At 47.1% G+C, this 24,139-nt stretch carries 29 protein-coding genes and 1 other RNA gene; 18 read left to right on the top strand and 12 right to left on the bottom strand.

Translation table 11 applies throughout. The features are described 5' to 3' along the window. Nucleotide 1 precedes the first annotated feature (1 nt). Genes lptA through BM359_RS09200 form a run of 4 tightly spaced genes read right to left on the bottom strand, consistent with a single transcriptional unit; the run spans nt 2 to nt 2,604 of the window. The gene (gene lptA / locus BM359_RS09215; RefSeq protein ID WP_054489803.1) at nt 2-544 is read right to left on the bottom strand and encodes a lipopolysaccharide transport periplasmic protein LptA; all 543 of its coding nucleotides are present in this window, start codon (nt 542-544) and stop codon (nt 2-4) included. Next, nucleotides 513-1,076, bottom strand: a complete 564-nt coding sequence (gene lptC / locus BM359_RS09210; RefSeq protein ID WP_054489805.1) for an LPS export ABC transporter periplasmic protein LptC — start codon at nt 1,074-1,076, stop codon at nt 513-515. Before lptC ends, lptA begins: the two co-directional genes overlap by 32 nt. Continuing rightward, nucleotides 1,073-1,627 (bottom strand): 3-deoxy-manno-octulosonate-8-phosphatase KdsC, encoded by a 555-nt coding sequence (gene kdsC, locus BM359_RS09205; RefSeq protein ID WP_054489806.1) that lies wholly within the window; start codon nt 1,625-1,627, stop codon nt 1,073-1,075. Before kdsC ends, lptC begins: the two co-directional genes overlap by 4 nt. Beyond that, nucleotides 1,627-2,604: a KpsF/GutQ family sugar-phosphate isomerase gene (locus BM359_RS09200; RefSeq protein WP_082332156.1), complete on the bottom strand. Its 978-nt coding sequence runs from the start codon at nt 2,602-2,604 to the stop codon at nt 1,627-1,629. The genes kdsC and BM359_RS09200 overlap by 1 nt, the downstream gene beginning before the upstream one ends. Before the next feature lie 156 nt (nt 2,605-2,760). Between BM359_RS09200 and BM359_RS09195 the strand changes: the two genes are divergently transcribed. The 8 genes from BM359_RS09195 to murA all read left to right on the top strand — a co-directional run bounded on the left by BM359_RS09195 (nt 2,761) and on the right by murA (nt 8,035). Beyond that, nucleotides 2,761-3,336, top strand: a complete 576-nt coding sequence (locus BM359_RS09195; RefSeq protein WP_054489808.1) for a TetR/AcrR family transcriptional regulator — start codon at nt 2,761-2,763, stop codon at nt 3,334-3,336. Between the two features lie 84 nt (nt 3,337-3,420). Beyond that, a complete protein-coding gene (locus BM359_RS09190) occupies nt 3,421-4,221 on the top strand; it encodes an ATP-binding cassette domain-containing protein (RefSeq protein WP_054489813.1) in 801 nt (266 codons plus the stop codon). Further along, on the top strand, nt 4,221-4,997 hold the full coding sequence (gene mlaE, locus BM359_RS09185) for a lipid asymmetry maintenance ABC transporter permease subunit MlaE (protein ID WP_054489966.1): 777 nt from the start codon (nt 4,221-4,223) through the stop codon (nt 4,995-4,997). The genes BM359_RS09190 and mlaE overlap by 1 nt, the downstream gene beginning before the upstream one ends. Nucleotides 4,998-4,999: 2 nt before the next feature. Continuing rightward, a complete protein-coding gene (gene mlaD / locus BM359_RS09180; RefSeq protein ID WP_054489816.1) occupies nt 5,000-5,467 on the top strand; it encodes an outer membrane lipid asymmetry maintenance protein MlaD in 468 nt (155 codons plus the stop codon). Between the two features lie 17 nt (nt 5,468-5,484). Then, nucleotides 5,485-6,156 (top strand): MlaC/ttg2D family ABC transporter substrate-binding protein, encoded by a 672-nt coding sequence (locus BM359_RS09175; RefSeq protein WP_054489817.1) that lies wholly within the window; start codon nt 5,485-5,487, stop codon nt 6,154-6,156. Then, complete coding sequence (locus tag BM359_RS09170) at nt 6,156-6,467, top strand: STAS domain-containing protein (RefSeq protein ID WP_054489818.1); 312 nt, start codon at nt 6,156-6,158, stop codon at nt 6,465-6,467. Before BM359_RS09175 ends, BM359_RS09170 begins: the two co-directional genes overlap by 1 nt. A gap of 37 nt (nt 6,468-6,504) precedes the next feature. Further along, entirely contained in the window at nt 6,505-6,759 is a 255-nt protein-coding gene (locus BM359_RS09165) for a BolA family protein (RefSeq protein ID WP_054489821.1), read from the top strand. Nucleotides 6,760-6,775: 16 nt separating this feature from the next. Continuing rightward, nucleotides 6,776-8,035 carry a UDP-N-acetylglucosamine 1-carboxyvinyltransferase gene (gene murA / locus BM359_RS09160; protein WP_054489823.1) on the top strand — a complete coding sequence of 420 codons (1,260 nt, stop codon included), beginning with the start codon at nt 6,776-6,778 and terminating at the stop codon, nt 8,033-8,035. Nucleotides 8,036-8,049: 14 nt separating this feature from the next. On the opposite strand, the gene BM359_RS09155 is transcribed toward murA, so the two are convergent. From BM359_RS09155 to BM359_RS09145, 3 genes are all read right to left on the bottom strand, one after another. Next, nucleotides 8,050-9,099, bottom strand: a complete 1,050-nt coding sequence (locus BM359_RS09155) for a trypsin-like peptidase domain-containing protein (RefSeq protein WP_054489825.1) — start codon at nt 9,097-9,099, stop codon at nt 8,050-8,052. Nucleotides 9,100-9,162: 63 nt separating this feature from the next. Further along, complete coding sequence (locus BM359_RS09150; RefSeq protein ID WP_054489827.1) at nt 9,163-10,521, bottom strand: DegQ family serine endoprotease; 1,359 nt, start codon at nt 10,519-10,521, stop codon at nt 9,163-9,165. A gap of 88 nt (nt 10,522-10,609) precedes the next feature. Further along, nucleotides 10,610-11,071 (bottom strand): Z-ring associated ZapG family protein, encoded by a 462-nt coding sequence (locus BM359_RS09145; protein WP_054489829.1) that lies wholly within the window; start codon nt 11,069-11,071, stop codon nt 10,610-10,612. Between the two features lie 119 nt (nt 11,072-11,190). Here BM359_RS09145 and zapE point away from each other — a divergent pair, with 119 nt between their 5' ends. The 8 genes from zapE to BM359_RS09105 all read left to right on the top strand — a co-directional run bounded on the left by zapE (nt 11,191) and on the right by BM359_RS09105 (nt 17,282). Further along, on the top strand, nt 11,191-12,285 hold the full coding sequence (gene zapE, locus BM359_RS09140; RefSeq protein WP_054489968.1) for a cell division protein ZapE: 1,095 nt from the start codon (nt 11,191-11,193) through the stop codon (nt 12,283-12,285). A 198-nt stretch (nt 12,286-12,483) separates the two neighbouring features. Continuing rightward, on the top strand, nt 12,484-12,912 hold the full coding sequence (gene rplM, locus BM359_RS09135) for a 50S ribosomal protein L13 (protein ID WP_054489830.1): 429 nt from the start codon (nt 12,484-12,486) through the stop codon (nt 12,910-12,912). Between the two features lie 17 nt (nt 12,913-12,929). Beyond that, nucleotides 12,930-13,322, top strand: a complete 393-nt coding sequence (gene rpsI, locus BM359_RS09130; RefSeq protein WP_054489832.1) for a 30S ribosomal protein S9 — start codon at nt 12,930-12,932, stop codon at nt 13,320-13,322. A gap of 225 nt (nt 13,323-13,547) precedes the next feature. Beyond that, nucleotides 13,548-14,138 carry a ubiquinol-cytochrome c reductase iron-sulfur subunit gene (gene petA / locus BM359_RS09125; protein ID WP_054489835.1) on the top strand — a complete coding sequence of 197 codons (591 nt, stop codon included), beginning with the start codon at nt 13,548-13,550 and terminating at the stop codon, nt 14,136-14,138. Beyond that, nucleotides 14,138-15,406 (top strand): cytochrome b, encoded by a 1,269-nt coding sequence (locus tag BM359_RS09120; RefSeq protein ID WP_054489837.1) that lies wholly within the window; start codon nt 14,138-14,140, stop codon nt 15,404-15,406. The genes petA and BM359_RS09120 overlap by 1 nt, the downstream gene beginning before the upstream one ends. Next, entirely contained in the window at nt 15,403-16,137 is a 735-nt protein-coding gene (locus BM359_RS09115) for a cytochrome c1 (RefSeq protein ID WP_054489839.1), read from the top strand. The genes BM359_RS09120 and BM359_RS09115 overlap by 4 nt, the downstream gene beginning before the upstream one ends. 84 nt (nt 16,138-16,221) lie before the next feature. After that, the gene (gene sspA / locus BM359_RS09110) at nt 16,222-16,845 is read left to right on the top strand and encodes a stringent starvation protein SspA (RefSeq protein ID WP_054489841.1); all 624 of its coding nucleotides are present in this window, start codon (nt 16,222-16,224) and stop codon (nt 16,843-16,845) included. 26 nt (nt 16,846-16,871) lie between these two features. After that, entirely contained in the window at nt 16,872-17,282 is a 411-nt protein-coding gene (locus BM359_RS09105) for a ClpXP protease specificity-enhancing factor (protein WP_054489843.1), read from the top strand. Between the two features lie 12 nt (nt 17,283-17,294). Here BM359_RS09105 and dolP read toward each other — a convergent pair whose 3' ends face one another. From dolP to BM359_RS09085, 4 genes are read right to left on the bottom strand one after another with little or no spacing between them, the layout of a single operon-like run. Further along, complete coding sequence (dolP, locus tag BM359_RS09100; RefSeq protein ID WP_054489845.1) at nt 17,295-17,870, bottom strand: division/outer membrane stress-associated lipid-binding lipoprotein; 576 nt, start codon at nt 17,868-17,870, stop codon at nt 17,295-17,297. A 5-nt stretch (nt 17,871-17,875) separates the two neighbouring features. Next, the gene (locus BM359_RS09095; RefSeq protein WP_054489847.1) at nt 17,876-18,418 is read right to left on the bottom strand and encodes an SIS domain-containing protein; all 543 of its coding nucleotides are present in this window, start codon (nt 18,416-18,418) and stop codon (nt 17,876-17,878) included. Between the two features lie 2 nt (nt 18,419-18,420). Continuing rightward, entirely contained in the window at nt 18,421-18,771 is a 351-nt protein-coding gene (locus tag BM359_RS09090) for a YraN family protein (RefSeq protein ID WP_054489849.1), read from the bottom strand. Then, complete coding sequence (locus BM359_RS09085) at nt 18,749-20,614, bottom strand: penicillin-binding protein activator (protein ID WP_054489850.1); 1,866 nt, start codon at nt 20,612-20,614, stop codon at nt 18,749-18,751. Before BM359_RS09085 ends, BM359_RS09090 begins: the two co-directional genes overlap by 23 nt. Before the next feature lie 75 nt (nt 20,615-20,689). On the opposite strand from BM359_RS09085, the gene rsmI reads away from it, so the two are divergent. Continuing rightward, the gene (gene rsmI, locus BM359_RS09080; RefSeq protein WP_054489851.1) at nt 20,690-21,544 is read left to right on the top strand and encodes a 16S rRNA (cytidine(1402)-2'-O)-methyltransferase; all 855 of its coding nucleotides are present in this window, start codon (nt 20,690-20,692) and stop codon (nt 21,542-21,544) included. Between the two features lie 34 nt (nt 21,545-21,578). Then, nucleotides 21,579-21,928: RNase P RNA component class A (gene rnpB / locus BM359_RS09075), an RNA gene on the top strand. Nucleotides 21,929-21,947: 19 nt separating this feature from the next. Here the strand turns inward: rnpB and BM359_RS09070 are convergent. Beyond that, nucleotides 21,948-24,083 carry a putative bifunctional diguanylate cyclase/phosphodiesterase gene (locus tag BM359_RS09070; RefSeq protein WP_054489853.1) on the bottom strand — a complete coding sequence of 712 codons (2,136 nt, stop codon included), beginning with the start codon at nt 24,081-24,083 and terminating at the stop codon, nt 21,948-21,950. Nucleotides 24,084-24,139: the final 56 nt, after the last annotated feature.

Below are 24,139 nucleotides of genomic sequence, written 5' to 3'. Positions count from 1 at the left end.
ATTAAGGGTTCTCGTTATTGTTCTCGTTGGAGTCAGTTTTTGCCTTTGGCGTAAAAATGGTGATGACGCGACTGTCTTCTTCACCGGAACTGGTCGCCGTTATAGTTTGTTTGTCTAAATCATAGGTGATGAGATCACCACTGGAGCTGCTGCTGCCCTGGGAAATACGGGCTTTTCCGCTAAGCTCCAGGCGCTGTTCCGATTGAAAGTAGGTAATTTTGTTGGCCTCTGCGTTTATTTTATTGCCGTCGTCCAGAGTCTGACTGTAAGTAGCCGGAGTGCCTTCTGCAACAAAAGTATCGGCTTGTTCTGCATTTTCGCTGGCTGAGGCTTCAAGTCTGTCTGCCCGGATTAATAACGACCCCTGACGAATAATGACATTGTCAGTTAAAACTAATCGGTTGTTTTTAATGTCCAGCTCTTCCTGGCTCGACTCTACTTCCATAGGCTGGCTAAAGTCGGACTTACCCTGAGCCATAACTGCACAAGGCACTAAGGCAATAAGGGCAAAACTACTCAGCAGGCTGGAAAATCGTTTTAACATGTCTTTTTAGCTCCATTCGTTCAGCTTTCAGGTCAGCACTCATTCCGTTACCGCGAATTAATAGCCGGGGTCCGTGAATGCTCACCGGGTGTTCGGTGCTCATTGATTGGTTTTTCAAATCAACAATCAGGTATTCGGTTAACACTTGCTTAATTCGAGTATCAGGCTCTAACGCAAGGATTTCAACATCGCGCTCTAAAATCAGAGTTTGATCATCGTAGAAAGTGCCCTGTGCAGAGCTGACCTCCCAAATTTCGTCACCCTGTTCCGAGAAGACAGTGTAGGTAGGCTGCTCAAGTTCGGTTAAGCCTATTTGATTATAATGCGACATCTTCTCTGACTTGATTTTATGCGCAAGTAAGCCGTCACTCTCGAAAATGCGGGTTTCCAGACCAAAAGCGGTGAAATCCGGTCGCATCATGCGCGTTGCCGTTGCACTACCGTCGTCTGTGTCATCACCAAAAGGGCGCCAGACAAGCAAAAGTCCGGCACCGAATAGCAGAATAAGAATGACAGTAACTCGTCGGCTCACACACTGGCTCCTGTTGCCAGGTGCAGTTGGCCCTGACTGAGCATGATGAGATCGCAGACTTCCCGCACTGCTCCGTATCCGCCGTGACAACGGGTAATATAATCGGCTTGCTGCTGCACCGATGCGTGAGCATCCTGTACTGCAATACCCAGGCCGGCTGCCTTAATCAGAGCTAAGTCGGGGGTATCATCGCCCACATAGGCGACTTGGTCGGTGCTCAAATTCAATTTCTTCAGCAGCTCATTGAAAGCAGCTATTTTGTCGTTCTGGCCCTGATAAATGTGACCAACATCTAAATGTTCCATGCGGTGTTCGACAATGCGTGAGGTTCTGCCGGTTATGACCGCGGTCTCAACACCGGACTTTTTTAACGCTTTCATGCCAAATCCATCACGGGTGTGAAATGCCTTGAGTTCCTCACCGTCGTTACCTAAATAGATTCGACCGTCAGAAAAAACGCCGTCCACATCCAGAACCAGTAACTTAATTTCGGAAAAGCGGTTAAACAGGCTCTTATCAATATCACCGTACCAAGTATTAATACACTCCATTAGAGTACTCCCGCCTGTAGTAAGTCATGCATGTTCATTGCCCCACACGGCTGACCATCATCATTGGTGATGATAAGCCCGTTAATTTTGCGGTCCTGCATCAGTTTTAATGCTTCTGCGGCCAGCATATCTGCATTAGCGGTCGTGCAGGAGCGGGTCATGACATCAGCTATCGGTGTTTTGTGGACATCCACCCGGTTATCCAGAATGCGGCGCAAGTCACCGTCTGTAAAGATGCCTGCCAGGCGATTATTTTCATCCACTACAGCGGTCATACCCAGACCTTTGCGCGACATTTCTAACAAGGCATCACTGATAATAGCGTCAGCCGGAATCATCGGAACTCTGTCGCCTGTGTGCATGACATCTTGCAGGCGAAGCAACAACCGTTTGCCTAAAGAGCCACCAGGGTGAGACAAGGCAAAATCATCGGCAGTAAAGCCGCGGGCGTTCAGCAGAGCGACGGCAAATGCATCACCCATAACCAACGTTGCTGTGGTAGAGGCTGTTGGCGCCAAGCCCAGTGGGCACGCCTCTTGCTCAACAGCAATACAAACATGGGTGTCGGCAAGTCTTGCCAGAGTGGAGTCCGGTTTGCCTGTCATTGATATTAAGGGAACACCAAGGCGTTTTATGACCGGAATAATGTTCAGTACTTCGGCTGTTTCGCCGCTGTTTGATATGGCAATGACAACATCCTGGGCTGCCACCATGCCGAGGTCACCGTGACTGGCTTCGCCCGGATGAACAAAAAAAGCAGGCGTGCCGGTAGAGGCAAGTGTTGCGGCTATTTTCCCGCCAATATGGCCGGACTTTCCCATGCCGGTAACGATAACCCGACCTTTGCAGTTAAACAGCGTTTGGCAGGCAGCGTCAAAGTTATCGTCTAAATATTGGTATAAACCTTCTATCGCTTTCTTTTCGATATCCAGTACCTGTTCGCCCAGCAGCCGAAAATTCTGGGTTACTTGCTTCATTGTCATGCCTCTGGCGTTGTGCTTTTGCCTTGTATAATACGTCATTCAATACAACTCTGCCTACCGTACTCAGGTAAATCTTGTATTTTATTGTAAAAATAATTACTATACCAACCAGACGGTTAATAAAGTGACTACAGGTAAAGTGAAGACGTTATGGTAGAGAAAAAAGGAGCAGGGCGACCCAGTAACAGGGAAGTCATTCTGGATGCGGCAGACCAGCTGGTCGCGGCAGAAGGGGCTGCACACCTGACGTTTGATGCTTTAAGCCAGGTGACAGGAATAAGTAAAGGCGGGTTGCTCTACCATTTCAACAGTAAAGACTGTTTATTACAGGCTATGCTCAAACGACGAGTTGAAAGGTATGAAGCTTTACGCGAATCCTATCACCAACAATTTAGCGATGACCCAAAAGGGGAGTTAAAAAGTATCTTACTAGCAGCTCTTGATACTGACGCCGAATGTTCACGCCTGGGTAGTGGCATGCTGGCCGCCGCTGCAACCAACCCTGAGCTGCTGGGGCCGCTAAAAGAGCATATTGCTGTTACTTTGCAACGACTTGAACGTATCGCCGGCAAAAAAGTCGGTAAGACCTTGTTCTATGCTGTTCATGGTGCTCGTTTGTTTGAACAGCTAAACTTATGCGATGCCTGCGTACATGAACGTGAGGACTTTGCACAATATTTACTGAAACTTGTCGATGAATTGACAGAAATTGAATCGATTCGCTGATAAGATTTGCAACACTTTATCGGTATCAGGTTATGCCGAATGCCGCTAAAATAATGGCATGGAAACTCCTAACAGGAAATTGTCGTGACAAATTTGGTAGAACTTAAGGATCTAACTTTCGCGCATGGAAGCCACCGGGTTTATGACGGCTTGTCGCTTACTGTTCCCAAAGGCAAAATGGTTGCTGTAATGGGCCCCAGCGGAATCGGCAAGACCACGTTGCTGCGTCTGATTGGCGGGCAGCTTAAGCCTGACAGTGGCAGCATTAAAGTCGCCGGTGAAGAAGTTCCTAAGTTAAAACGCGATGCGCTGTACCAATTGCGAAAGCGTATGAGCATGTTGTTTCAAAGTGGCGCTCTTTTTACCGACATGTCGGTTTACGAAAATGTGGCATTTCCGCTACGCGAACATACGGACTTACCCGAAGAACTCATTCGTAGCGTTGTATTAATGAAGCTGGAGGCTGTAGGCCTGCGCGGTGCCCGTCATCTGATGCCTTCTGAGTTGTCTGGGGGGATGGCTCGCCGAGCCGCTTTAGCAAGGGCTATAGCATTAGATCCGGATCTAATTCTGTACGATGAACCATTTGCTGGCCAGGACCCTATTTCTATGGCCGTGATTGTAAAACTCATTAAATCTCTGAATGAATCACTGGGGCTTACGTCTATTGTTGTGTCCCATGACGTCAAAGAAGTTCTGTCTATTGCTGATTACGCCTACGTTATTGCTGATAAAAAGGTGGTCGGTCAGGGCACACCGGACGAGTTGCGGGAAAACGATACCGCAATTATCCAGCAGTTTTTAAAAGGTGCGCCAGACGGCCCGGTAGCATTCCATTACTCGGACGATGACTTTACGACAGACTTGTTAAGGGGCGAAGCATGATCCAGTTTTTACAGTCTATCGGACGACAAGTCTTAGACAGTCTGGCGGGTATTGGATACGCATTAGCCATGTTAATGAGCGCTATTATTGGCAAGCCTCAACCGAGCAAGTCCTGGCCGCTGTTTGTGAAACAAATGTACGTTGTTGGCGTACTGTCAATGCTGATTGTTATTGTCAGTGGCTTGTTTATAGGAATGGTTCTAGGCCTTCAGGGCTATACTATTTTGGTTGATTATGGCGCTGAGCAGAGTCTTGGCCCCATGGTGGCTTTGTCGTTATTACGTGAGTTGGGGCCTGTTGTTACCGGGCTTCTTTTTGCCGGACGTGCCGGTTCTGCTCTCACTGCAGAAATCGGCTTGATGAAAGCAACTGAGCAATTGTCCAGTCTGGAAATGATGGCGGTTGATCCGCTGCGTCGTGTTGTTGCTCCGCGCTTCTGGGCCGGTTTAGTCAGTATGCCATTGCTGGCGCTGATGTTTTCAGCTGTTGGTATTTATGGTGGCTATCTGGTTGGCTCGGGCTGGCTGGGTGTTGACGAGGGTGCCTTTTGGTCAGTAATGCAGTCAGCGGTTGATTGGCAGGACGACTTACTCAACGGCATTATTAAATCAATAGTATTTGCTTTTGTTGTTACCTGGATAGCCTTGTATAAGGGCTATCGCGCTGTACCAACTTCGGCGGGAATCAGTGCCGCGACAACGTCAACTGTAGTGACGGCATCGCTGGCAATCTTAGGACTCGATTTTATTCTTACAGCTATCATGTTTGGTGGATAACCATGGAATCAAGAAAAACACAGTTATGGGTAGGCGTTTTCGTTGTCGTCGGAATTTTAGCTTTGTTCTTTATCGCATTAAGAGCAGCAAGCGGCACCATGACGACATCGGGTGATACTTACACCCTGTACGCTAAGTTTGACAATATTGGTAGCCTGAAAGTCCGCTCTCCGGTCAAGGTTGGCGGCGTCGTTGTTGGTCGAGTTACCAATATTTCGCTATCGGGCGACTACTATGAGCCGCGCGTTGAAATGAGTATCAGTAAAGAGTACGACCAGTTTTCTGAAACCAGCACCTTGTCGGTACTAACCTCTGGTCTATTAGGTGAACAATATCTCGGACTTGAACCCGGCTTTATTGATGACAGCGTTGATATGCTGGAAGACGGGGACATGATTACAGACACGAAATCTGCACTTGTACTGGAGAATTTAATAGGCCAGTTCTTGTTTAGTCAGGGTAACGATTAGGTTGTAAGGAGAGCACCATGGCAGTAAATAAATGGGTAACAGCGACGTTGGCGATGCTCCTGTTTGTGGCATCGGCATCGGCTGATTTAATACGAAACGAGAATCCACACGAACTACTAAAAGAAGTTGCTGAAACAACTTTTGACCGTATCGCATCCGATAGGGACAAAATTGATGATGACCCTAACTATCTGAAGGAAATCGTCGAAGATGAGATGATGCCGTACGTCGATAGTTTGTATGCCTCTAAAAAGGTATTAGGTCGTTATCTGCGTGATACCACGAAGGAGCAACGAGAGCGTTTCTACCGTGCGTTTTACGATTATTTAGTAGCGACCTATGCGCGCGCATTCACACAATATGATGAGAGTAAGCACAGCGTCAGCTTTGAGCCCAGTAATGATTTGGCCGACGATGCGCGCTCTGCAATTGTGCGCACTCGGGTAAAAGAAGAAGGGCGTCCTGAAATTCGTCTGGATTTTCGTATTCGCTATGACTCGGATGAAGAAATTTGGAAAGCTTATGACTTGGTCGTGGAAGGTGTGAGTCTGCTTAACAGTAAGCAAAGCGAAATTTCATCGGTTATTCGGGCTAATGGTATTGATAAAACGATAGAGCTGATTGAGAAGAAAGCTTCTGAACCTATTAAAGCAGATGACGAAGTTGAGAATCCGGCAGAGGGAATTTAATGAGTGCTCAGCAGACAGGCCTGACATCAGTTAAAGTAAGCAGTGATAAAACGCTGGTTTTTAGCGGCTCATTGACCCGCCATAGTGTAGCCAAACTGTGGTCTCAACGAAAAGGCTGGTCCATTGGCTCGGAAACAAAAGTCGATTTAACGGATGTGGATGTCATCGATACAGCCGGGGTTGCCTTCTTGCTTGAGATTCTTAAGTTAGTAGGTGATGGTAAAGGGCCTCTGACCTGTATTGGGGCTTCTGAACAGTTGAAACAAATTGCCCGCGTTAGTGGCGTCGAGTCGTTGCTTTCGTTAAGCTAGGCCGCATTACTCACTTTTAAGCTAACGGCAGATAAAAATGGATACTGAAGAATTAAAAACTTTGCTTAACGAAGCGCTTTCACTGGAAGAATTATTGGTCAAAGCGGAAGGTGCCAATGTTGAAATTATCGCTGTCAGTGAAGACTTCAAAGACATGAGCCGGGTTAAGCGTCAGCAAGCCGTTTATGGACCACTAAACCCCTTAATTGCGGATGGCTCTATTCACGCAGTTTCAATTAAAGCTTACACGCCTGAAGACTGGGCGCGTGATAAAAAATTAATGATGCCTTAAGGTTGTTGGTTAGTTGATGGATAAATTTAAAATACGGGGTGGGCAGCCTCTTTCCGGTTCGGTCAAAATTTCCGGTGCAAAAAACGCGGCTTTGCCTATCCTTATGGCATCGCTTTTGCCTTCTGATAAAGTCATGTTATCCAATGTTCCCGACTTACATGACGTTGATACGACTCTGGAGTTGTTAGACTGCCTTGGCATTTGCCACAGTAGCCTGAACGATAACAGTGTGACTATCGACCCAACCACGCTTAACCATTTTAAAGCGCCTTATGACTTAGTGAAAACGATGCGGGCGTCTATTCTGGTTCTGGGGCCACTATTGGCGAAAACCGGAAAAGCTGAAGTATCGCTTCCGGGTGGCTGCGCAATAGGAGCCCGTCCCGTTAATCTTCATATTGAAGGTTTACGCAAAATGGGGGCACACATTGATGTTGAAAATGGCTACATTAAGGCATCTGTCGAAGGCCGTTTGAAAGGCGCGGAAATTTTATTAGATACCGTCAGTGTTACTGGTACCGAAAACCTGATGATGGCGGCGGTATTGGCAGAAGGCGAAACGGTAATTGAGAACGCGGCTCGTGAACCCGAGGTTATCGACTTAGCAAATTTTCTGAATAGCCTGGGGGCGAATGTGCGCGACGCCGGGTGCGATATCATTCATATTACCGGCGTGGAAAAATTGCATGGCGGTGAATACAGCGTCATGCCCGACCGTATCGAAACCGGTACTTTTTTGGTTGCTGCATTGGCAACGGGCGGTTCTATACGGTGCGAAAACACTGACCCGGCCAGTCTGGATGCTGTACTGAAAAAACTGGAAGAAGCTGGCGCTGAGGTTGAAAAAGGTGAAGACTGGATCACGTTAAAAAGCCAGGGTCGGCCCAAAGCGGTGAATATTATTACCGCGCCTCATCCGGCTTTTCCGACTGACATGCAAGCCCAGTTTTGTGCATTAAATGCAATTGCCGAAGGCACCGCAGGTATTCGTGAAACGATTTTTGAAAATCGGTTTATGCACATTCCTGAGCTAAGACGTATGGGTGCAAATGTAGAGTCAGAAGGCAATACCGCCTTATGTCATGGTGTAGAAGAACTAACCGGTGCTGAAGTTATGTGTACTGATTTACGCGCTTCGGCATCGCTAGTTATTGCAGGCCTTGTTGCTACTGGAGAAACGGTCGTCGAGCGTATTTATCATATCGACCGTGGCTACGAGGGCATTGAGAAGAAACTACAAGGTTTAGGTGCTGATATTGAGCGAGTGACGGCTTAATCGCCGTCCGCTCCTTAACGAGGTAGTTCGGCAACGGTTACCGTGGTTGTCATGCGTTTGTTGTCACGGTAAAACTCTACTTCTAACTCCGTACCCGGCTCGCTATTGGCTACTCTATCCAACCCTTCGGGAGCTGAACGAACAGGCTCTCCGTCAATAGCGACCAGAAAATCATTACGTTTTAGACCGGCAGCCGCGGCGGGGCCTCCAGCTTCAACGTCGGTAATCAATATCCCCGATAAAGATTGCTCTTCGCTGAAGTTTGGATTAACGCTAATGCCGATGAAGCCGCGAACCACCTTACCTTCACGAATGAGTGTTGTCATCACTTTGCGTGCATTTTCATAGGGCACGGCAAAATAAATCCCTTCGCCGCCATCACCGAAAGCTGAGTTGTATCGGGCGTTATTAATTCCTATTAGCTCTCCGGCGGTATTTACCAATGCCCCCCCAGATGCGCCTTGGTTGATAACAGCATCCATTTGAATTAAATCAGAGTAGGAATTGCTGACGCCTACGCGTCCTCCGCTGGCACTGATGATTCCTTGAGTTATTGTTTGACCGATGTTGTAGGGGTTACCTATAGCAAGAACAATATCACCAACCTGAATGCGGCGTGTTGACTGAACCGGAATAACGGGAAGGTTGTCGGCATCAATTTTAAGTACGGCCAGGTCAGTGTATCGATCGCTGCCAATTAACTGAGCGGCGTAACGACGTCCGTCCTGTAAAGCGACCTCAATTTGATCGACATTATCAACAACATGGTGAGCGGTTAAAATGTACCCCTGAGAGTCCATAATAACGCCGGAGCCCAGGCGCCAGACGCGAGATGACTGTGGCTGGTAGTATGAACCTTGTATCTCACCCATGCTGTATATATTAACCACTGCAGGGGCGGCTTTACGAACGGCCTGGTTAAAAGAAATAACCTCGGAATTGGTTTGTCTTAAAGACTCAGACTGGCCCCATAAAGGTTGAGTGATAATGACAACGGCCGCAACAACCAGGCCTAAACCGACTGACTGAAACAAGAATCGTAGGGTTGAAGAGAGTCGCTGCATACCTGTTTCCGATTAAATTAAGTGGTATCAGCATAGCACTGATACCACCTGTCTGTCACAATCTCAGTTAGCGTTGCGCAACACAATAAAGAGTGAGCTGTTATCGCGTTTTATATTTAACGCAATGACGCCGGCTTTATCTTCAATGGCAGCTCTGAGTTCAGCGACAGAACTGACGGCCTGCCGATTCACACCTTGAATAACATCACCTTTCTCAAGGCCAATTCGGGCTGCAGGCGAGCGATCTTCGAGTTCCGACACCTCTATACCTTTGCCGGAATCAGCTGCGGCAAGAGTCGCTCCTTCCAGAGCCGGGTGGATAGAGGCTGCGGTTACTGAGGTGTCTTGCGCTCCTAAAGTGACGCTGATTGACTGCTCCTCGCCGTCGCGAATAATACCAAGTTCGATTGACTTACCGGAGCCTATCGAGCCAACCATAGCTCCAAGCTCGGAGAATGAGCGAATGGTCTGGTTATTTACCGATATGATGACATCGCCAGACTCAATACCTGCCTCAGCTGCCGAGCTACCGGGTACTACCTGAGAAACAAAGGCCCCGCGATTAACGGGAATATTCAGTGCCTGAGCCACATCATGCGTCAGGTCGTTGCCTCGCACACCCAGAACGCCTCTGCGAACTTCACCGAATTCAATCAGCTGTTGAACCAGGTTATTCATCATGTCCGACGGAATGGCAAAACCGATACCGATATTACCGCCATTGGGGCCAAGTATTGCGGTGTTTATGCCAATTAACTTGCCGTCTAAGGTGACGAGTGCGCCGCCCGAGTTACCACTGTTGATCGCTGCATCGGTTTGTATAAAGTTTTCTAATTCTTCGATACCTAACCCGCCACGGCCTAATGCACTCACAATACCCGAGGTGACCGTTTGTCCAAGACCAAAGGGGTTGCCAATAGCAACCACGAAGTCGCCGACACGCAGGTCTGAAGACTGGCCGAGTTCGATAGCGGTAAGGTTGTCACCATTTTCAATTTTCAGCAGTGCAACGTCACTGCGTTTATCGGTGCCAATAACCTTGGCGTCAAACTCGCGGCCATCTTTTAGGGTAACCAGAATTTCAGTTGCATCGTCAATGACATGGTTATTTGTGACGACATAACCGTTCTTGGCATCAATAATCACGCCGGAACCCAGCCCCTGAAATGGATGCTCGCGCACTTGTTCGCGCGGTGCATTAGGTCCGAAGAAAAAACGAAGCGCATCCGGTAGTCGTTGTCTGACCTCGCGCTTTCCTTTTACGGAAATGTTGACAACAGCAGGTGTAACCTCTTCCAGCATAGGTGCCAGAGTAGGTTGTTCGTCGTCATTGCCAAAAAATGGGATACCGGCCTGAGCCGAAGTAATAGGGGTAAAACTAAAAACAAAGAGTAAACTGAATAAAGCTAATACTCGTTTCATGGTTTGAGTGACTCCTTAATAAAGCACTAACAAGCGGTCTGCGAGTTAAGACCGCTTGCTGGTTATATGAGTTCACTCTAAAAGTGTTTCAAGATGTTTTTGAGGACTCTTTTTCCGGTTTTTCTTCGTAACTATTTGAGAATAAGCCGCTGGAACCTTCGGTGTAATCGCGAGGCATGTCGTTAGCACTGTAACTGTCACGACCAGAGCGGTGGTCTTTGTTCAGAGAGTTGGCTACGCGCAACTGCTTAAGGGTATCTTCAGCGAAAAAAGGTAAGTCGCTTTGAACATCGCCTTTTTCAAGTAACTCAGCACTTTGGTTCAAATAGCTTTGCAGACGCTGTTGTGTGTCGGCCAGCTGTTCTACCATGGCATTGGCCGTTGCAAAGTGTTCGGCAACTTCTCGCTGGTAGTCGGTTAAACGCTGTTGGCTTTGCTGAACTTGCTCTTCAAGGTCGCCTGACTGACCTTTTGACTGACTGTAACGAGCTGCGAAAAAGCCAATGATTGCACCGGCAATGACCAACAGAACTCCAATAATCCAACTCATAATTAACTCCTGAACAAGCTGCTACAGCTTCGAATGATTGCTGCGCTTCACCTTCATGGTAACATATTACCTATTAGGATAATCCCAACTGAGGTGAAGTGGTAGTGTCCAAACAGCAAATGTCTCCATTAGAACGTTATCAGTATGATATCGAACACAATGGCTTCTCGGAAGATGAAGCCCAGCTTAATGCCGTTAAACATTTGCAAAGACTGCATGATGAGCTTATCGAGTGGCACCATTACCACACCTTATCGGCCTGGCGAAAACTACTAAGCAAAGAGCCTGAACGGCCTCAGGGAATTTATTTTTGGGGTGGCGTGGGCCGTGGTAAAACCTATTTGGTTGATACTTTTTTTGAGAGCTTGCCAGTTGAACGTAAATGGCGCATTCATTTCCATCGCTTTATGCATCGAGTTCATAACGAACTAAAAATGCTGGATAAGCAAAGCGATCCGTTACGTATTGTGGCGGACAAGATTGCCGATGAAGCACTTATTGTGTGTTTTGACGAGTTTTTCGTACAGGACATTACCGATGCTATGTTGCTGGGTAAGCTGTTTGAGTATTTATTTGAACGGGGTGTGGTGCTGGTTGCTACGTCCAATATTATTCCCGATGACCTTTATAAAAACGGCCTGCAACGAGCGCGCTTTATTCCGGCGATAAAACTTATTAGACGGCACTGTGAGGTGGTGAATGTCGACAGTGGTATCGACTATCGCTTAAGAACACTGACACGAGCTGAAATTTTTCACGCACCGCTGGATGACCAGGCTGATAAAAACTTATGGCAATATTTTAAAGAGCTGGCACCGGAGTGCAAAGACCGTTACGAGTCAGACTGTATTGATATCGAAGGTCGGGATATTGACGTAAGAGCCGAGTGTGACGACGTTGTGTTCTTTGATTTTACTTCTATTTGCAAAACCGCGCGCAGTCAAAATGACTACATGGAAATAGCGCGAATTTATCATGCAGTACTGATCAGCAATGTCGAACAAATGGGCGCGGGAAAAGACGATACCGCCAGACGTTTCATTGCGTTAGTGGATGAATTTTACGAGCGTCGGGTGAAACTGATTTTATCCGCTGAAGTCGATATCGAATCCTTGTATACCGAAGGCCAGTTAACTTTTGAATTCCGTCGCTGCGTCAGCCGTTTGCAGGAAATGCAGAGTCAGGAGTACCTCGCTATGGCACATAAAGCATAAATTTCAGAAAATGCGTGATCTTTAACCGCATTTTTCCTATAATCCGCGCAGCCCACGTTACAGTCCGTTGTGTTACCTAACGTAATGCAGCGGTCGCAGCAGATAACTAAATGATTTTCATCATTTTTTTTATTGTTGTGATTCGCGGGGAAGCCCGGAATTACTGTCCGTGAACTTTTAAAATGTAGGTTTTATACAATGAAAACATTTGTAGCCAAGCCAGAAACGGTAAAACGCGACTGGTACGTAGTAGACGCTGAAGGCAAAACTTTAGGTCGTTTAGCTACTGAAATCGCTCGTCGTTTACGCGGCAAGCATAAGCCTGAGTACACTCCTCACGTTGATACTGGCGACTACATCGTCGTAATTAACGCTGAGAAAGTTGCCGTTACCGGTAACAAAGCTCAGGACAAGATGTACTACTCGCACACTGGATTTCCGGGTGGTATCAAATCAATCAGCTTTGAAAAACTGATTGCTAAGAAACCAGAGATGGTCATTCAGAAAGCGGTGAAAGGTATGTTACCCCGTGGTCCATTGGGTCGTGCCATGTTCCGTAAACTGAAAGTGTACGCAGGTACTGAGCATAACCATATTGCTCAACAACCTAAACAACTGGATATATAATACGGAGCAAGAACACTATGGCAGATAATCAATACTACGGTACTGGTCGTCGCAAAAACTCCACGGCTCGCGTATTTTTGCGTCCTGGTAGCGGCAACATCAAAATTAACAACCGTGAACTGAACGAATACTTCGGTCGTGAAACGGCTCAAATGGTTGTTCGTCAGCCGTTAGAGTTAGTTGAAATGACTGAAAAGTTTGACTTGTACATCACTGTAAGTGGTGGTGGTACTACGGGTCAGGCTGGTGCAATTCGTCACGGTATTACTCGTGCATTAATGCAGTACGACGAAGCTCTACGTAGTCCGCTACGTAAAGAAGGTTACGTTACTCGTGACGCTCGTCAGGTTGAACGTAAGAAAATCGGCTTGCATAAAGCACGTAAACGTCCACAGTTCTCGAAGCGTTAATTCGTCTTCATTTATTGTGGCAAAACCCAGCTTCGGCTGGGTTTTTTTATGTCTGATCGAAATAGAAATACCGCGATAATAGCGGCTATTAAGCTTGTAAAAAGTGTGTCTTTTCATTATCATCTCAAAGCATTTTCTGTAATCCGCATAAGCGGACAAAGCAGCAGCTAATTCCCGACTTCGCGACAAAGTATCGTGGAGCGTCCAAAACTGGAGAGTAGATGGATGAGCAATGCGCCTGTAGATAAAGGCCGCCGTCGTTTTTTGACTGTCGCAACCTCTGTGGTAGGTGGTGCCGGAGCGGTAGCAGTAGCCGTTCCCTTCATAAGATCATGGAACCCGAGTGCGAAAGCGAAAAACGCGGGTGCGCCCGTAGAAGTGAATATACGCAAGGCTGAACCTGGCCAGCTAGTCCGTGTGAAATGGCGCGGAAAGCCAGTCTGGGTGGTGCGTCGTACCCCCGATATGCTGGAAGGGTTGTCTAAAGTTGAAGATCGGCTTCGCGACCCTAATTCGGAAGAACCACAGCAGCCTGAGTACGCTCAGAACCAACACCGTTCAATCAAGGAAGAATTCTTTGTCGCCGTTGGTATCTGTACCCATTTAGGTTGTTCCCCGTCCTATCTCGAAAAGGGAATGGGAGACCATGTTGATGGCGTTGAATCTGGTTTCTTCTGCCCGTGTCACGGTTCGAAGTTTGATATTGCAGGTCGTGTTTTTGAAAGCGTTCCAGCACCTCTGAACTTAGTCGTGCCGCCGCATTATTTTATCGACGAGAACACCATTTTGGTGGGTGAAGATAAGGGGCAAGCATAATGTTTAAGCGATTTGTAGAGTGGATGGATGCCCGCATCCCCATGACAAAAACCTGGAACATCCACCTGGCACAGTATCCAGCTCCGAAAAACTTCAACATGTGGTATGTTTTCGGTTTCTTGGCAACTATTGTATTAATTAACCAAATTCTGACTGGTATTTGGCTTACCATGAACTACGTACCAAGTGCCGAAGGCGCATTTGCTTCGGTCGAGTACATCATGCGTGACGTTGAATACGGTTGGCTGTTGCGTTACATGCACTCCACTGGGGCATCAGCGTTTTTCGTGGTGGTCTATCTGCATATGTTCCGCGGCATGATGTACGGTTCTTACCAAAAACCACGGGAATTAATCTGGTTGTTTGGTATGTTCATCTTCCTGGTATTAATGGCGGAAGCCTTCATGGGCTACTTGCTACCATGGGGACAAATGTCATACTGGGGTGCTCAGGTTATTATCTCCTTGTTCGGTGCAATTCCGGTTATTGGTGATGATTTAACTTTGTGGATCCGCGGTGACTACGTTATTTCGGGCGCTACGTTAAACCGTTTCTTTGCACTGCATGTCATTGCTTTACCATTAGTGCTGGTTATTTTGGTCTTCTTGCACATCGTCGCTTTGCACGAGGTCGGTTCTAACAACCCCGATGGTGTTGATACGAAGAAGCCTAAAGGCTCGGTTCCTGACGAAGAGAAGCCGAAATTTAAGTTCCATGAGCGCTTCACGAACAAGAAAGACATTGTTGATTCCATCCCGTTTTATCCTTATTACATCCTTAAGGACATGTTCGGTTTTGGTATCTTCTTGTTCTTCTTCTGTTACGTTATTTTCTTCAATCCGGAAATGGGCGGCTTTTTCCTTGAGCCACCGAACTTCGAACCAGCGAACCCGCTGAAAACACCAGAGTACATAGCTCCGGTATGGTACTTCACTCCGTTCTACGCTATTTTACGTGCGGTTCCGGATAAGCTATTTGGCGTCATTCTCATGTTTGCTGCCATTGCCTTCCTGGCCTTATTGCCTTGGTTAGACCGTGGTCGAGTACGCTCAATTCGTTATCGTAGCCTATTGCATAAGCTGAACTTAACCGTATTCGCGATCAGCTTCGTTGTACTGGGTTATCTGGGAACTCAGCCTGCAACTCCTGTTGCAACCGTGTTCGCACAGATATTTACGTTCCTGTACTTTGCATTCTTCGGGCTGCTCTGGTTCTACAGTAAGCGCGAGAAGACTAAACCGGTACCAGAAAGGGTGACGTCGAAATGAAAAAACTGTTAATCGCTCTTATAACTTTGATTCCGTCGCTGGTTTTTGCGGCGGGTCCTGAAGTTCCATTAGATAAGGCCGAAGTCGATTTACATGACAAGGCCTCGTTGCAACGCGGTGCGCAGTTATATATGAACTACTGTCTGGGTTGTCATCAGCTGGAGTATCATCGCTATAACCGCACCTTTGAAGATCTTGGTATCCCACAAGAGCTGGGTGAGAAGCACTTACAGTTTACTGGCAATAAAGCCGGTGACCTTATTACCAATAATATGAACTCAGATTCCGCGGCGAATTGGTTTGGTACAGCTGTACCGGATTTAACCAATGTTGCTCGTGTACGTGGTGCGGACTGGATTTATACTTATTTACGCTCATTTTATAAAGACGAAAGTCGCCCATTTGGGGTTAACAACGCAGTATTCCCTAACGTGGGTATGCCGCATGTGCTGGAAGAACTTCAGGGGCTTCCTGAAAAAACCTACGAAGAGCGTATGATAGACGGCGAAATGAAAGACGTTTACGTTGGTATTAAAACCGATGGAAACGGTCGCCTGTCTGAAAGCGAGTACGACCAAGCGATGCTAGATTTAACAGCGTTCCTGGTATACACCGGTGAGCCTATGTTGTTAGAGCAGCGTCGAATGGGTTGGTTTGTCTTTGGTTTCCTGCTGGTATTCACTATTTTGGCATGGTTACTGAAGAAAGAGTTTTGGAAAGACCTCAAATAATCGAGGCTTATCAGTCTGTTAGACAACGACTTAACAAAGGGTGGCTTGCCACCCTTTTGCCGTTGATATTATCTGGAGAAAGGAATGGCTGTTGCAGCAAATAAACGCTCAGTAATGACGTTATATTCAGGAAAGGATGACTTAAAGAGTCATCAGGTACGTCTGGTGTTAGCTGAGAAAGGCGTTGGTGTCGAAATTACATATGTGACCGACGAAAGTACGCCGGAGGATCTGTTACAGCTTAATCCGTACCCAGAGGCTACGCCGACTCTTGTTGACCGTGAACTGGTGTTATATAACGCACAGATTATCATGGAGTATCTTGATGAGCGTTTCCCGCACCCTCCATTGATGCCGGTATATCCTGTTGCCCGCGGTACAAGTCGTCTTATGATGTACCGTATTGAGCGTGACTGGTACAGTCTGGCTGAAAAAATTCAGCAAGGCGATGCACAGGCAAGGCAGGAACTGAAAGAAGGCATACTTTCTTTGGCTCCTATATTTGCCGACACGCCTTACTTCATGAGTGAAGAGTTCAGCTTAGTTGATTGTTATTTGGCACCTCTGCTATGGCGTTTGCCAGCTTACGGCATTGACCTAGAAGGGCAAGGTGCAAAAGAGATCAAGCAATATATGGTACGTTTATTTGAACGCAAAACGTTCCAGGACTCTTTAACGGAAGAAGAAAAAGAGCTCGCCCGTCATTAATTTCATCGACGTCGAGGAGTAGTGCTATGACGCCGAAAAGACCTTATCTACTTCGTGGACTGTACGAATGGATTGTTGATAACGATCTGACCCCGCACTTGGTTGTTGACGCAACCATTGTCGGCACGGTTGTACCACAAAACTTTGTGAGTGAAGGCCAGATAGTTCTAAACATTTCACCAACAGCCGTTCAGAACTTGCAGTTGGCAGACCATGAGGTGCGTTTTAACGCGCGCTTTGGTGGGAAGCCCATGCAAGTTATTGTTCCTATGACGGCGGCATTAGCCATTTACGCCCGTGAAAATGGGGCCGGTGCTATGTTTGAGGCTGAGCCCGAGCTGGATAAAATGCCCGAGCTTGACGAAGAAGAGCAGAGCAACACTGAAACTGAACAAAAGTCAGCGAAGAAAAAGCCCAACTTAAAAGTTGTTAAGTAAAAATTTAAAGCACTAACGCTTAATGGTTAGTGCTTTAATGACTCGTTCGACACCATCGACATTTCTTGCAACCTCAACAGCAGCGTCTGCTTCGGCTTGACTAACATGGCCTAGCAGGAAGACCTCGCCGTTTTCTGTTACCACTTTTATGTTGGTGGCATCTATGGACTTATTATTCGCAAACTTTAGTTTCACTTTACTGGTTATCCAGCTGTCACCGGCACGAACCGTTGCAGAAGCTTTTGAGCCAATACGCAGTTGATTGAAAATTTTATTAATGCCATTGGTGTCTTTAATGACATCTTCCGCTCTTCTTTTCAAACTCTCGCTGGGCACCTGGCCAATCAATAGCACGTTGGTATCATAGCTGACCGCAATGACGCGAGAATCCTCAAGCTGTTCGTCGTTCCCCAGCTTGGCATTCGTTTTCATTTCAATGGTTTGATCGTCTACCTGTGTGCCTATGGTACGAGGGTCGGTTGCCGATGAGATACCAACTGCGGCAGCGCCAACTGCAACAGCAGCGCAGCCTTGTAAGGCCAACAAGCTAATAAAAATGACGGGTAAAGCGAGTTTAGATAAAGTCATACGCGTCAGTGCTCCTGAGGGAAGATAGTATTTTCTATTTGTTCACAGAGACCATGGACAATAAATAACTGAGTTTCCAGTATACGAGCCGGATTTAAACTTGGCACACGCAGTTCTATGTCATTAGCCCCTAATAAACCGGAAACGGAGTCATTACCTTCGCCGGTTAAAGCGATGATTAACATGTCGCGGCTAATTGCTGTTTCCATAACGGAGGTCAGCTCTTCATTTTCCTGATTATCGGCTATGACGAGCAAAATGTCGCTAGCCTGACCTAAGGCTGCCAGTTGCTTTTGCTTGCCCGCATTCAGAGCCAGCACTGGAAAAGAAGGCCGTTCGAGCTTCATCCCTTCCGTCATAAGATTGGCAAAATGCTGTGCAACCACTGCTGTCGTTCGGTCACCGCAGCAAAAAACGCGCTGGCCATTGAGCAGGTTAGCCACTAACAATTCCACTGTGGTTGCCATGTCATCAGTCAGGCTCTCAACTGCGGAGATCTGTGTCTGTATGCTCTCTGTGAAAAGCGCTTTAATTAGCTCGTCATTCATAATTAGAATGCGTCCTTAAACCATTCAATTTTTGTTGGGTGACCGACTATTGCAATAACGTCAAAACGTATTGCTGCGGTGTGTTCGTCTATATTATTACTGAGTAAATAGTAACGAGCAGTATGCCTTACACGCCTGCACTGTTGCGGCTTAATTTGCTCAAGTACTGAAGCGAAGTGCTCATGTTGCCGATACTTAACCTCGCAAAAGACCCAGTAATCTCCGTCTCGGGCTATAATATCAATTTCACCGCCGTCAATGCGGTAATTTTTGCAAATAATTGTAAGGCTATTCTTTTCCAGAAACTCTGCTGACAGTAACTCCGCGTGCTTACCTGTTGCTACTTCCTGCATTATTTGATTCCTTAGCTAAGGTTATTTTCCCCTTAGTAAAGGTAGCCCAGGTTAGTTCACGTCGAACCACTGAGTCATTGATGTGGAGGTTGCCACTCAGTCCGCTCCAGGTGAGCCCCGGCATACGGTTCATCATTTCTAATCGTTGTATTAATGACACACTGTCATATCCCATTGCGGCTAACCGTGCTAGTGAAAGCCCCCACCCATTTCGTAGCTCAAGCCACTGAGTTAAAAGCAAATTATTACCGGCATCTGAAGCCAACCAGGGAATGTCAGAAAAGATAATACCGTTAAGATCAGAATCCCCTAAGCGGTTTTTAAGTTCGTGAGTAGCGGAACTGGCGTAGACTCTAATTGGTGAAGCAAAAGGTGAAACACTGACATCAATAAAAGGTTTTAACAGACGAGTCTGTTGTAGGTTTCCCGGTAAATAAATAGCGCTGATGTCTCTACGGCTTCGTTCCTGCTCATCAACAATAATTTTTCCAGCAGCAATTTTCACTGCCCGAATGCGCTGCTGACTGTCAGTTAACCCCAGAGAGCCTTCAACCGTCGCTTTCATATCCGCACGTTCTGAAAAGTAAGAAACGTCGGGGTCTCCCACCTGGTCATTATCCCAACTCGATTTAAAGGCATCTACCATTCTGCGTCCGTTGGATGTATCGGCCGCGATGATCATGGCATTTTTAGCTCCTGGAAGTTTCTGATTGATGCGCTGCGCAGCTTGGCGGGCCTCTGTGTCTGGAATTAAGGCAAAAAATGCGCTGTTAGCAGGATAGTCCGTTGATTCTCTTTCAACCTGGTTTAGAAAAACCTGAGGTACATCACTAGGGGCTTGCTCCGTCCAAAGCGAAACGTTTTCTTTTAAGAGAGGGCCAATAATACCAACCGTGTTTAACGACTCTATTTGCTCTTTATGTGCTGCAATGTCACCTTGTTCGCTATCAATAAAGACCACTTGTACTTCTTTTAATTCTCCTGTGCGGGCAATAATGCCGTCGCGTACGGCCTGGCCTTGTTGTTGGTATTTTCCGGACAAGGGTAATAAGACCGCAATGGTTGGCTGGGATGTCTTTTCGTTATCATTCCTGATATCTGTTTCCTGCCATCTTTCGACCATATCGACAGCAGCGTGCTCGCTATAGCCTTGCAACCATTGGCTTAGGTAAACGGACAGTTGCTCCGGGTTGGTCATCGCCTGATGATGGTAGTCAACTAAACGCCACCAACCCGCTAGAGCTAAATCAGTAGGACGTTGCTGTGGAAGTTCAGACTGGGTGACACGGCTGGCAACAGACCATATGGTTTCTGCACTGGACTGCTCAGCAAAACGTTGAGCGTCTACCTGCCACACCAAAGCTTTCCAGTAGTTTTCTTGTTGGTAAGCGGCTTGAGACAGCAATTGTAAGCTTAAAGAGCGAAATTCGCGTTGATTAAACTGTGTATAAACGCTCTCCAGTTCATCTATAACCTGAGGCCATTGTTTTTGTTCTGCAGCCCAACGAGCTTTAGCCAGGTGATAGTACTTTTGACTATGCCGGGTAATTTTTTGAGGGCTTAATTGAGACAACACGGCTACAGCCTGCTGCCATTTTTGTTCATTCTGAAACGCATTAGCTGCGCGTATTAAAGCGGAGTGCTGCTCGATATCGTTAGCGGCAGCGCGGGCTTCATCTAACCAGTCCTGAGCCGATTTTTCTTCAGTTAAACTCAAGTCCTGGTCGGCGACATCTGCGGTTTTATCGGGCGTTTCAGTTTTCCGGTCAGGGGCAGAGGTACACTGAGTGAGTACCATGAGTGCCAGTAGAGCTAAAAATACAAATGACTGAGTTCTAAACACTGTAAGGTTCCGCTTTGGTGCCTGTTCGGTGATACTATAAACGGCATTGACGTTGGAAACAAACTGAGACTCATTATGACAGACCCGGGGACCCTTTATATTGTACCCACGCCTATTGGCAATTTAGGCGATATGACCGAGCGGGCAATAAAAACATTAGCCGATGTAGCAGCCATAGCCGCAGAAGATACGCGACATACGCGGAAGTTAATGCAGCATTACGGTATACAAAACGACGTGTTTGCGCTGCACGAGCATAACGAAACTCAGCGTGCCGATGCGGTTATTGAACGTCTGCAGCAAGGCGACTCCCTGGCATTAGTCAGCGACGCGGGCACACCACTTATTAATGACCCGGGTTATGTGCTGGTACAACGGTGTCGTCAGCATGGACTCAAAGTGGTTGCACTGCCGGGGGCCTGTGCCGTAACCGTAGCACTGTCTGCGGCTGGCTTGCCTACCGACCGTTTCGCTTTTGAAGGTTTTTTGCCTTCTAAGCCGCAGCAACGCAGAGCAAAATTAGAAGCGTTAAAAACAGAACCAAGAACCGTTGTTGTTTATGAAAGCCCACACAGAATTCTGCATACCCTGGCCGATATGAATGTCGTATTGGGACAGGACCGGCAGTTGGTATTAGCGCGTGAACTGACGAAGCAGTTTGAAACCTATTTAAAAGGCAGTGCTGCAGAGTTATTGCAGATTTTAACGGACGACAGTAACCAGCAGCGGGGAGAAATGGTGTTACTGATATCACCCTTGCAGCAAGAAACTGAAGCCAGTGACGGCCCCGGGGAGGCGGCTAAGCGTACCTTGCTGTTGCTACTTGAAGAATTGCCGTTAAAGAAAGCGGCTGCTGTCACTGCGAAAATTCATGATGAACGAAAAAATGTGCTGTATCAGTGGGGGCTGGAGAATAAAAACAAAGATTGAGTTAAAGCCTGACGCAGCGTAGAATCCCCCGCGGAGAGCTGGCCAGACAATCGCCGCCTGTTTAAAGGGGGAGGAAAGTCCGGGCTCCATAGGGCAGGGTGCCAGGTAACGCCTGGGCGGCGTAAGCCGACGACTAGTGCAGCAGAGAGTAAACCGCCGATGGCTGCTTGCAGCACAGGTAAGGGTGAAAGGGTGCGGTAAGAGCGCACCGCGCAACTGGTAACAGTTTGCGGCACGGTAAACTCCACCCGGAGCAAGGTCAAATAGGGGTTCTTTGGCGCGGCCCGCGTTGAACCCGGGTAGACTGCTTGAGGGTCAGGGCAACCTGATCACTAGATGAATGATTGTCCACGACAGAACCCGGCTTATCGGCCGGCTCTCCACCTTATTTCTCGTTTTGACTTCAGAACTGCCATTTTCTCAAAAAATCTAATAGCTTATCCAAAGTCAGAGGTTCACTAATAAAGTAACCTTGAGCAAAGTCACATTGTTGTTGCTGCAATAATTCCCATTGGGGCTTAGTTTCCACACCTTCAGCAATAACGTCGATATCAAGGGCTCTGGCCACTCGCAGTAATGCGTCTAATAAAGCAACCTGCACGCGGTCATCAGGTGCCTGATTCAAAAAGCTTCTGTCTATTTTTATATAGTCGACAGGGTAACGCTGCAGGTAATTAATGCTTGAGTAACCGGTACCAAAATCATCAATGGCCAGTTGTACTCCTTGCGAGCGCAGGTAATGCAAAATTTGTAATTGCCGCTGCTTATTACTCATTAACAAGGATTCAGTAATTTCGAAAGTGATGCTTTCAGTTGGTATACCGTGTTGCTTGATGCAAGCCAGCCACTGTTTAGCGACTTTCATATCGTTCAGCTCTCGCTCTGAGCGGTTAATTGAAACCTCAATAGGGTACCCGGACTTATGAACGGTAACCCAGTCAATACAAGCTTGCTCCAGAACAAATTGCCCCAGTTCGTGAATTAACCCCGTGCGTTCAGCAACCGGAATGAACTCAGCGGGAGAAATGACGTTTCCATCTTCATCTTTCCAACGAAGTAAGGCTTCACATTTGGTGACTTTGCCGGAACTAAAATCAACAATAGGCTGATAAACTAGCGAGAATTCATGTCGCCTTAGGCCGTCCCGCATTCGGTTGTGAATGGTATTCTGGCGTTCGGTTTGTGCTCTTAGTTCGTCATTAAAGAAGTAGTGGGTGCGACGCCCTGCGGTTTTTGCGGCGTACATGGCCAAGTCTGCATTTTTGAGAAGCTCGGCAGCTTTCATGCCATCGTCAGGGTACAACGCGATACCAATGCTGCAGGTGGTTTGTATTTGGTTCTGACGTAATGTAAAAGGTTCGCTTAAATGACGATTAATTTGGGTTGCCAAATCATTAATGACTTCATGTGACTTGAAGCGATTAATCACCACAACAAATTCATCGCCGCCAATACGGGCGATAAAGTCAGAACCCCGCAGTTGACTTCTTAAACGTTCACCAACCGATACCAGTAATTCGTCGCCGGCGTCGTGGCCCAGGCTGTCATTAACTTCTTTAAAATGGTCAAGGTCGATAAACAAAATAGCAAAATGCTGATCATTGCCGCTCTGAGTTAATTGATTGAGATAGTCAACAAAGGCTCGTCGATTAGGCAAATCGGTGATTGAATCGAAGTTGGCCTGCCGGTCAATTGTTGTCAAAGCTGTCCGTAAACGACTCTGGGTTGCGACCAAATTATACATAAAGGCAATCATTAAAAATGAGAGTGTCCAGCCGGCAACTATGATGATCCAATAAATATTATCGCGTTTAGCCCAGCCATTATCTTTCGGCGCAAGAGCCAGTGTCCATTGACCGGAGGATACATCGATTTCAATGGCAACATAGTCTTTTTGCCATACGGATGGATCGCCTCGTTCAAATAAATCGTTGTTATTTGCATTCTTCTTCTGTACCGCAAAGAGGTAATCATCAACCGAGGTCAGGCCGCTACTGATCATTAACTGGTCAATATCAATAACAATCGCAATAACGCCCCACAGCGAGTTATCGATAAAAACCGGAGCCCGTGCAATTAGCGCCCAGCCGCCTTGTACTAATTTGACAGGGCCGTCAATAATGATGCTTTTGCGTTGAATGGCTTCCTGAACACTCTTGAACTGTTCGGGTGAAGCTCGGTAATCAAAACCTAGCGCGTCCTGGTTTGGCACTAAAGGATAGAGAAACTCGATAATAAGATCAGGGGCCAGAGCCACATGACGAACAGGGAGGTCATTGTCTATTAGCTCTTGCACCAGTAAACGATAACGTTCTGCGGAAATGTCAGGGGAAAGTTTTATTTCAGCCTGCAGCGCACGAGCGGTGGTCAGCGAGGAATTAATCTGGCCTTCGAGTGCGGCGCGTAACCTGCCTAAGCGTTCGGTAGCCACACGCTTACGTGACTCTATCACTTGCGAGTGTTGATTCTCCGCAAACCAGATAACGCCGGTCACCAGCACGCAAAAGCTTACCAATATGACAAATAAGTAGCGCTTCATTGAGTATCACAGCTAGCTAAAACTCAGTCGAGTATCGCATAAAAATCGCACAACCC

It is taken from the genome of Idiomarina abyssalis (genome assembly GCF_900116625.1).
Lineage (GTDB): Bacteria > Pseudomonadota > Gammaproteobacteria > Enterobacterales > Alteromonadaceae > Idiomarina > Idiomarina abyssalis.
This window is presented reverse-complemented; position numbering and strand designations above follow the sequence as displayed.

What these genes read in the sequence shown, in the direction of transcription:
- lptA (WP_054489803.1), bottom strand. Translation starts at nt 544, where the DNA reads ATGTTAAAACGATTTTCCAGCCTGCTGAGTAGTTTTGCCCTTATTGCC.
- kdsC (WP_054489806.1), bottom strand. Translation starts at nt 1,627, where the DNA reads ATGGAGTGTATTAATACTTGGTACGGTGATATTGATAAGAGCCTGTTT.
- BM359_RS09200 (WP_082332156.1), bottom strand. Translation starts at nt 2,604, where the DNA reads ATGAAGCAAGTAACCCAGAATTTTCGGCTGCTGGGCGAACAGGTACTG.
- BM359_RS09195 (WP_054489808.1), top strand. Translation starts at nt 2,761, where the DNA reads ATGGTAGAGAAAAAAGGAGCAGGGCGACCCAGTAACAGGGAAGTCATT.
- mlaD (WP_054489816.1), top strand. Translation starts at nt 5,000, where the DNA reads ATGGAATCAAGAAAAACACAGTTATGGGTAGGCGTTTTCGTTGTCGTC.
- BM359_RS09175 (WP_054489817.1), top strand. Translation starts at nt 5,485, where the DNA reads ATGGCAGTAAATAAATGGGTAACAGCGACGTTGGCGATGCTCCTGTTT.
- BM359_RS09170 (WP_054489818.1), top strand. Translation starts at nt 6,156, where the DNA reads ATGAGTGCTCAGCAGACAGGCCTGACATCAGTTAAAGTAAGCAGTGAT.
- BM359_RS09165 (WP_054489821.1), top strand. Translation starts at nt 6,505, where the DNA reads ATGGATACTGAAGAATTAAAAACTTTGCTTAACGAAGCGCTTTCACTG.
- murA (WP_054489823.1), top strand. Translation starts at nt 6,776, where the DNA reads ATGGATAAATTTAAAATACGGGGTGGGCAGCCTCTTTCCGGTTCGGTC.
- BM359_RS09155 (WP_054489825.1), bottom strand. Translation starts at nt 9,099, where the DNA reads ATGCAGCGACTCTCTTCAACCCTACGATTCTTGTTTCAGTCAGTCGGT.
- BM359_RS09150 (WP_054489827.1), bottom strand. Translation starts at nt 10,521, where the DNA reads ATGAAACGAGTATTAGCTTTATTCAGTTTACTCTTTGTTTTTAGTTTT.
- BM359_RS09145 (WP_054489829.1), bottom strand. Translation starts at nt 11,071, where the DNA reads ATGAGTTGGATTATTGGAGTTCTGTTGGTCATTGCCGGTGCAATCATT.
- zapE (WP_054489968.1), top strand. Translation starts at nt 11,191, where the DNA reads ATGTCTCCATTAGAACGTTATCAGTATGATATCGAACACAATGGCTTC.
- rplM (WP_054489830.1), top strand. Translation starts at nt 12,484, where the DNA reads ATGAAAACATTTGTAGCCAAGCCAGAAACGGTAAAACGCGACTGGTAC.
- rpsI (WP_054489832.1), top strand. Translation starts at nt 12,930, where the DNA reads ATGGCAGATAATCAATACTACGGTACTGGTCGTCGCAAAAACTCCACG.
- petA (WP_054489835.1), top strand. Translation starts at nt 13,548, where the DNA reads ATGAGCAATGCGCCTGTAGATAAAGGCCGCCGTCGTTTTTTGACTGTC.
- BM359_RS09120 (WP_054489837.1), top strand. Translation starts at nt 14,138, where the DNA reads ATGTTTAAGCGATTTGTAGAGTGGATGGATGCCCGCATCCCCATGACA.
- BM359_RS09115 (WP_054489839.1), top strand. Translation starts at nt 15,403, where the DNA reads ATGAAAAAACTGTTAATCGCTCTTATAACTTTGATTCCGTCGCTGGTT.
- sspA (WP_054489841.1), top strand. Translation starts at nt 16,222, where the DNA reads ATGGCTGTTGCAGCAAATAAACGCTCAGTAATGACGTTATATTCAGGA.
- BM359_RS09105 (WP_054489843.1), top strand. Translation starts at nt 16,872, where the DNA reads ATGACGCCGAAAAGACCTTATCTACTTCGTGGACTGTACGAATGGATT.
- dolP (WP_054489845.1), bottom strand. Translation starts at nt 17,870, where the DNA reads ATGACTTTATCTAAACTCGCTTTACCCGTCATTTTTATTAGCTTGTTG.
- BM359_RS09095 (WP_054489847.1), bottom strand. Translation starts at nt 18,418, where the DNA reads ATGAATGACGAGCTAATTAAAGCGCTTTTCACAGAGAGCATACAGACA.
- BM359_RS09090 (WP_054489849.1), bottom strand. Translation starts at nt 18,771, where the DNA reads ATGCAGGAAGTAGCAACAGGTAAGCACGCGGAGTTACTGTCAGCAGAG.
- rsmI (WP_054489851.1), top strand. Translation starts at nt 20,690, where the DNA reads ATGACAGACCCGGGGACCCTTTATATTGTACCCACGCCTATTGGCAAT.
- BM359_RS09070 (WP_054489853.1), bottom strand. Translation starts at nt 24,083, where the DNA reads ATGAAGCGCTACTTATTTGTCATATTGGTAAGCTTTTGCGTGCTGGTG.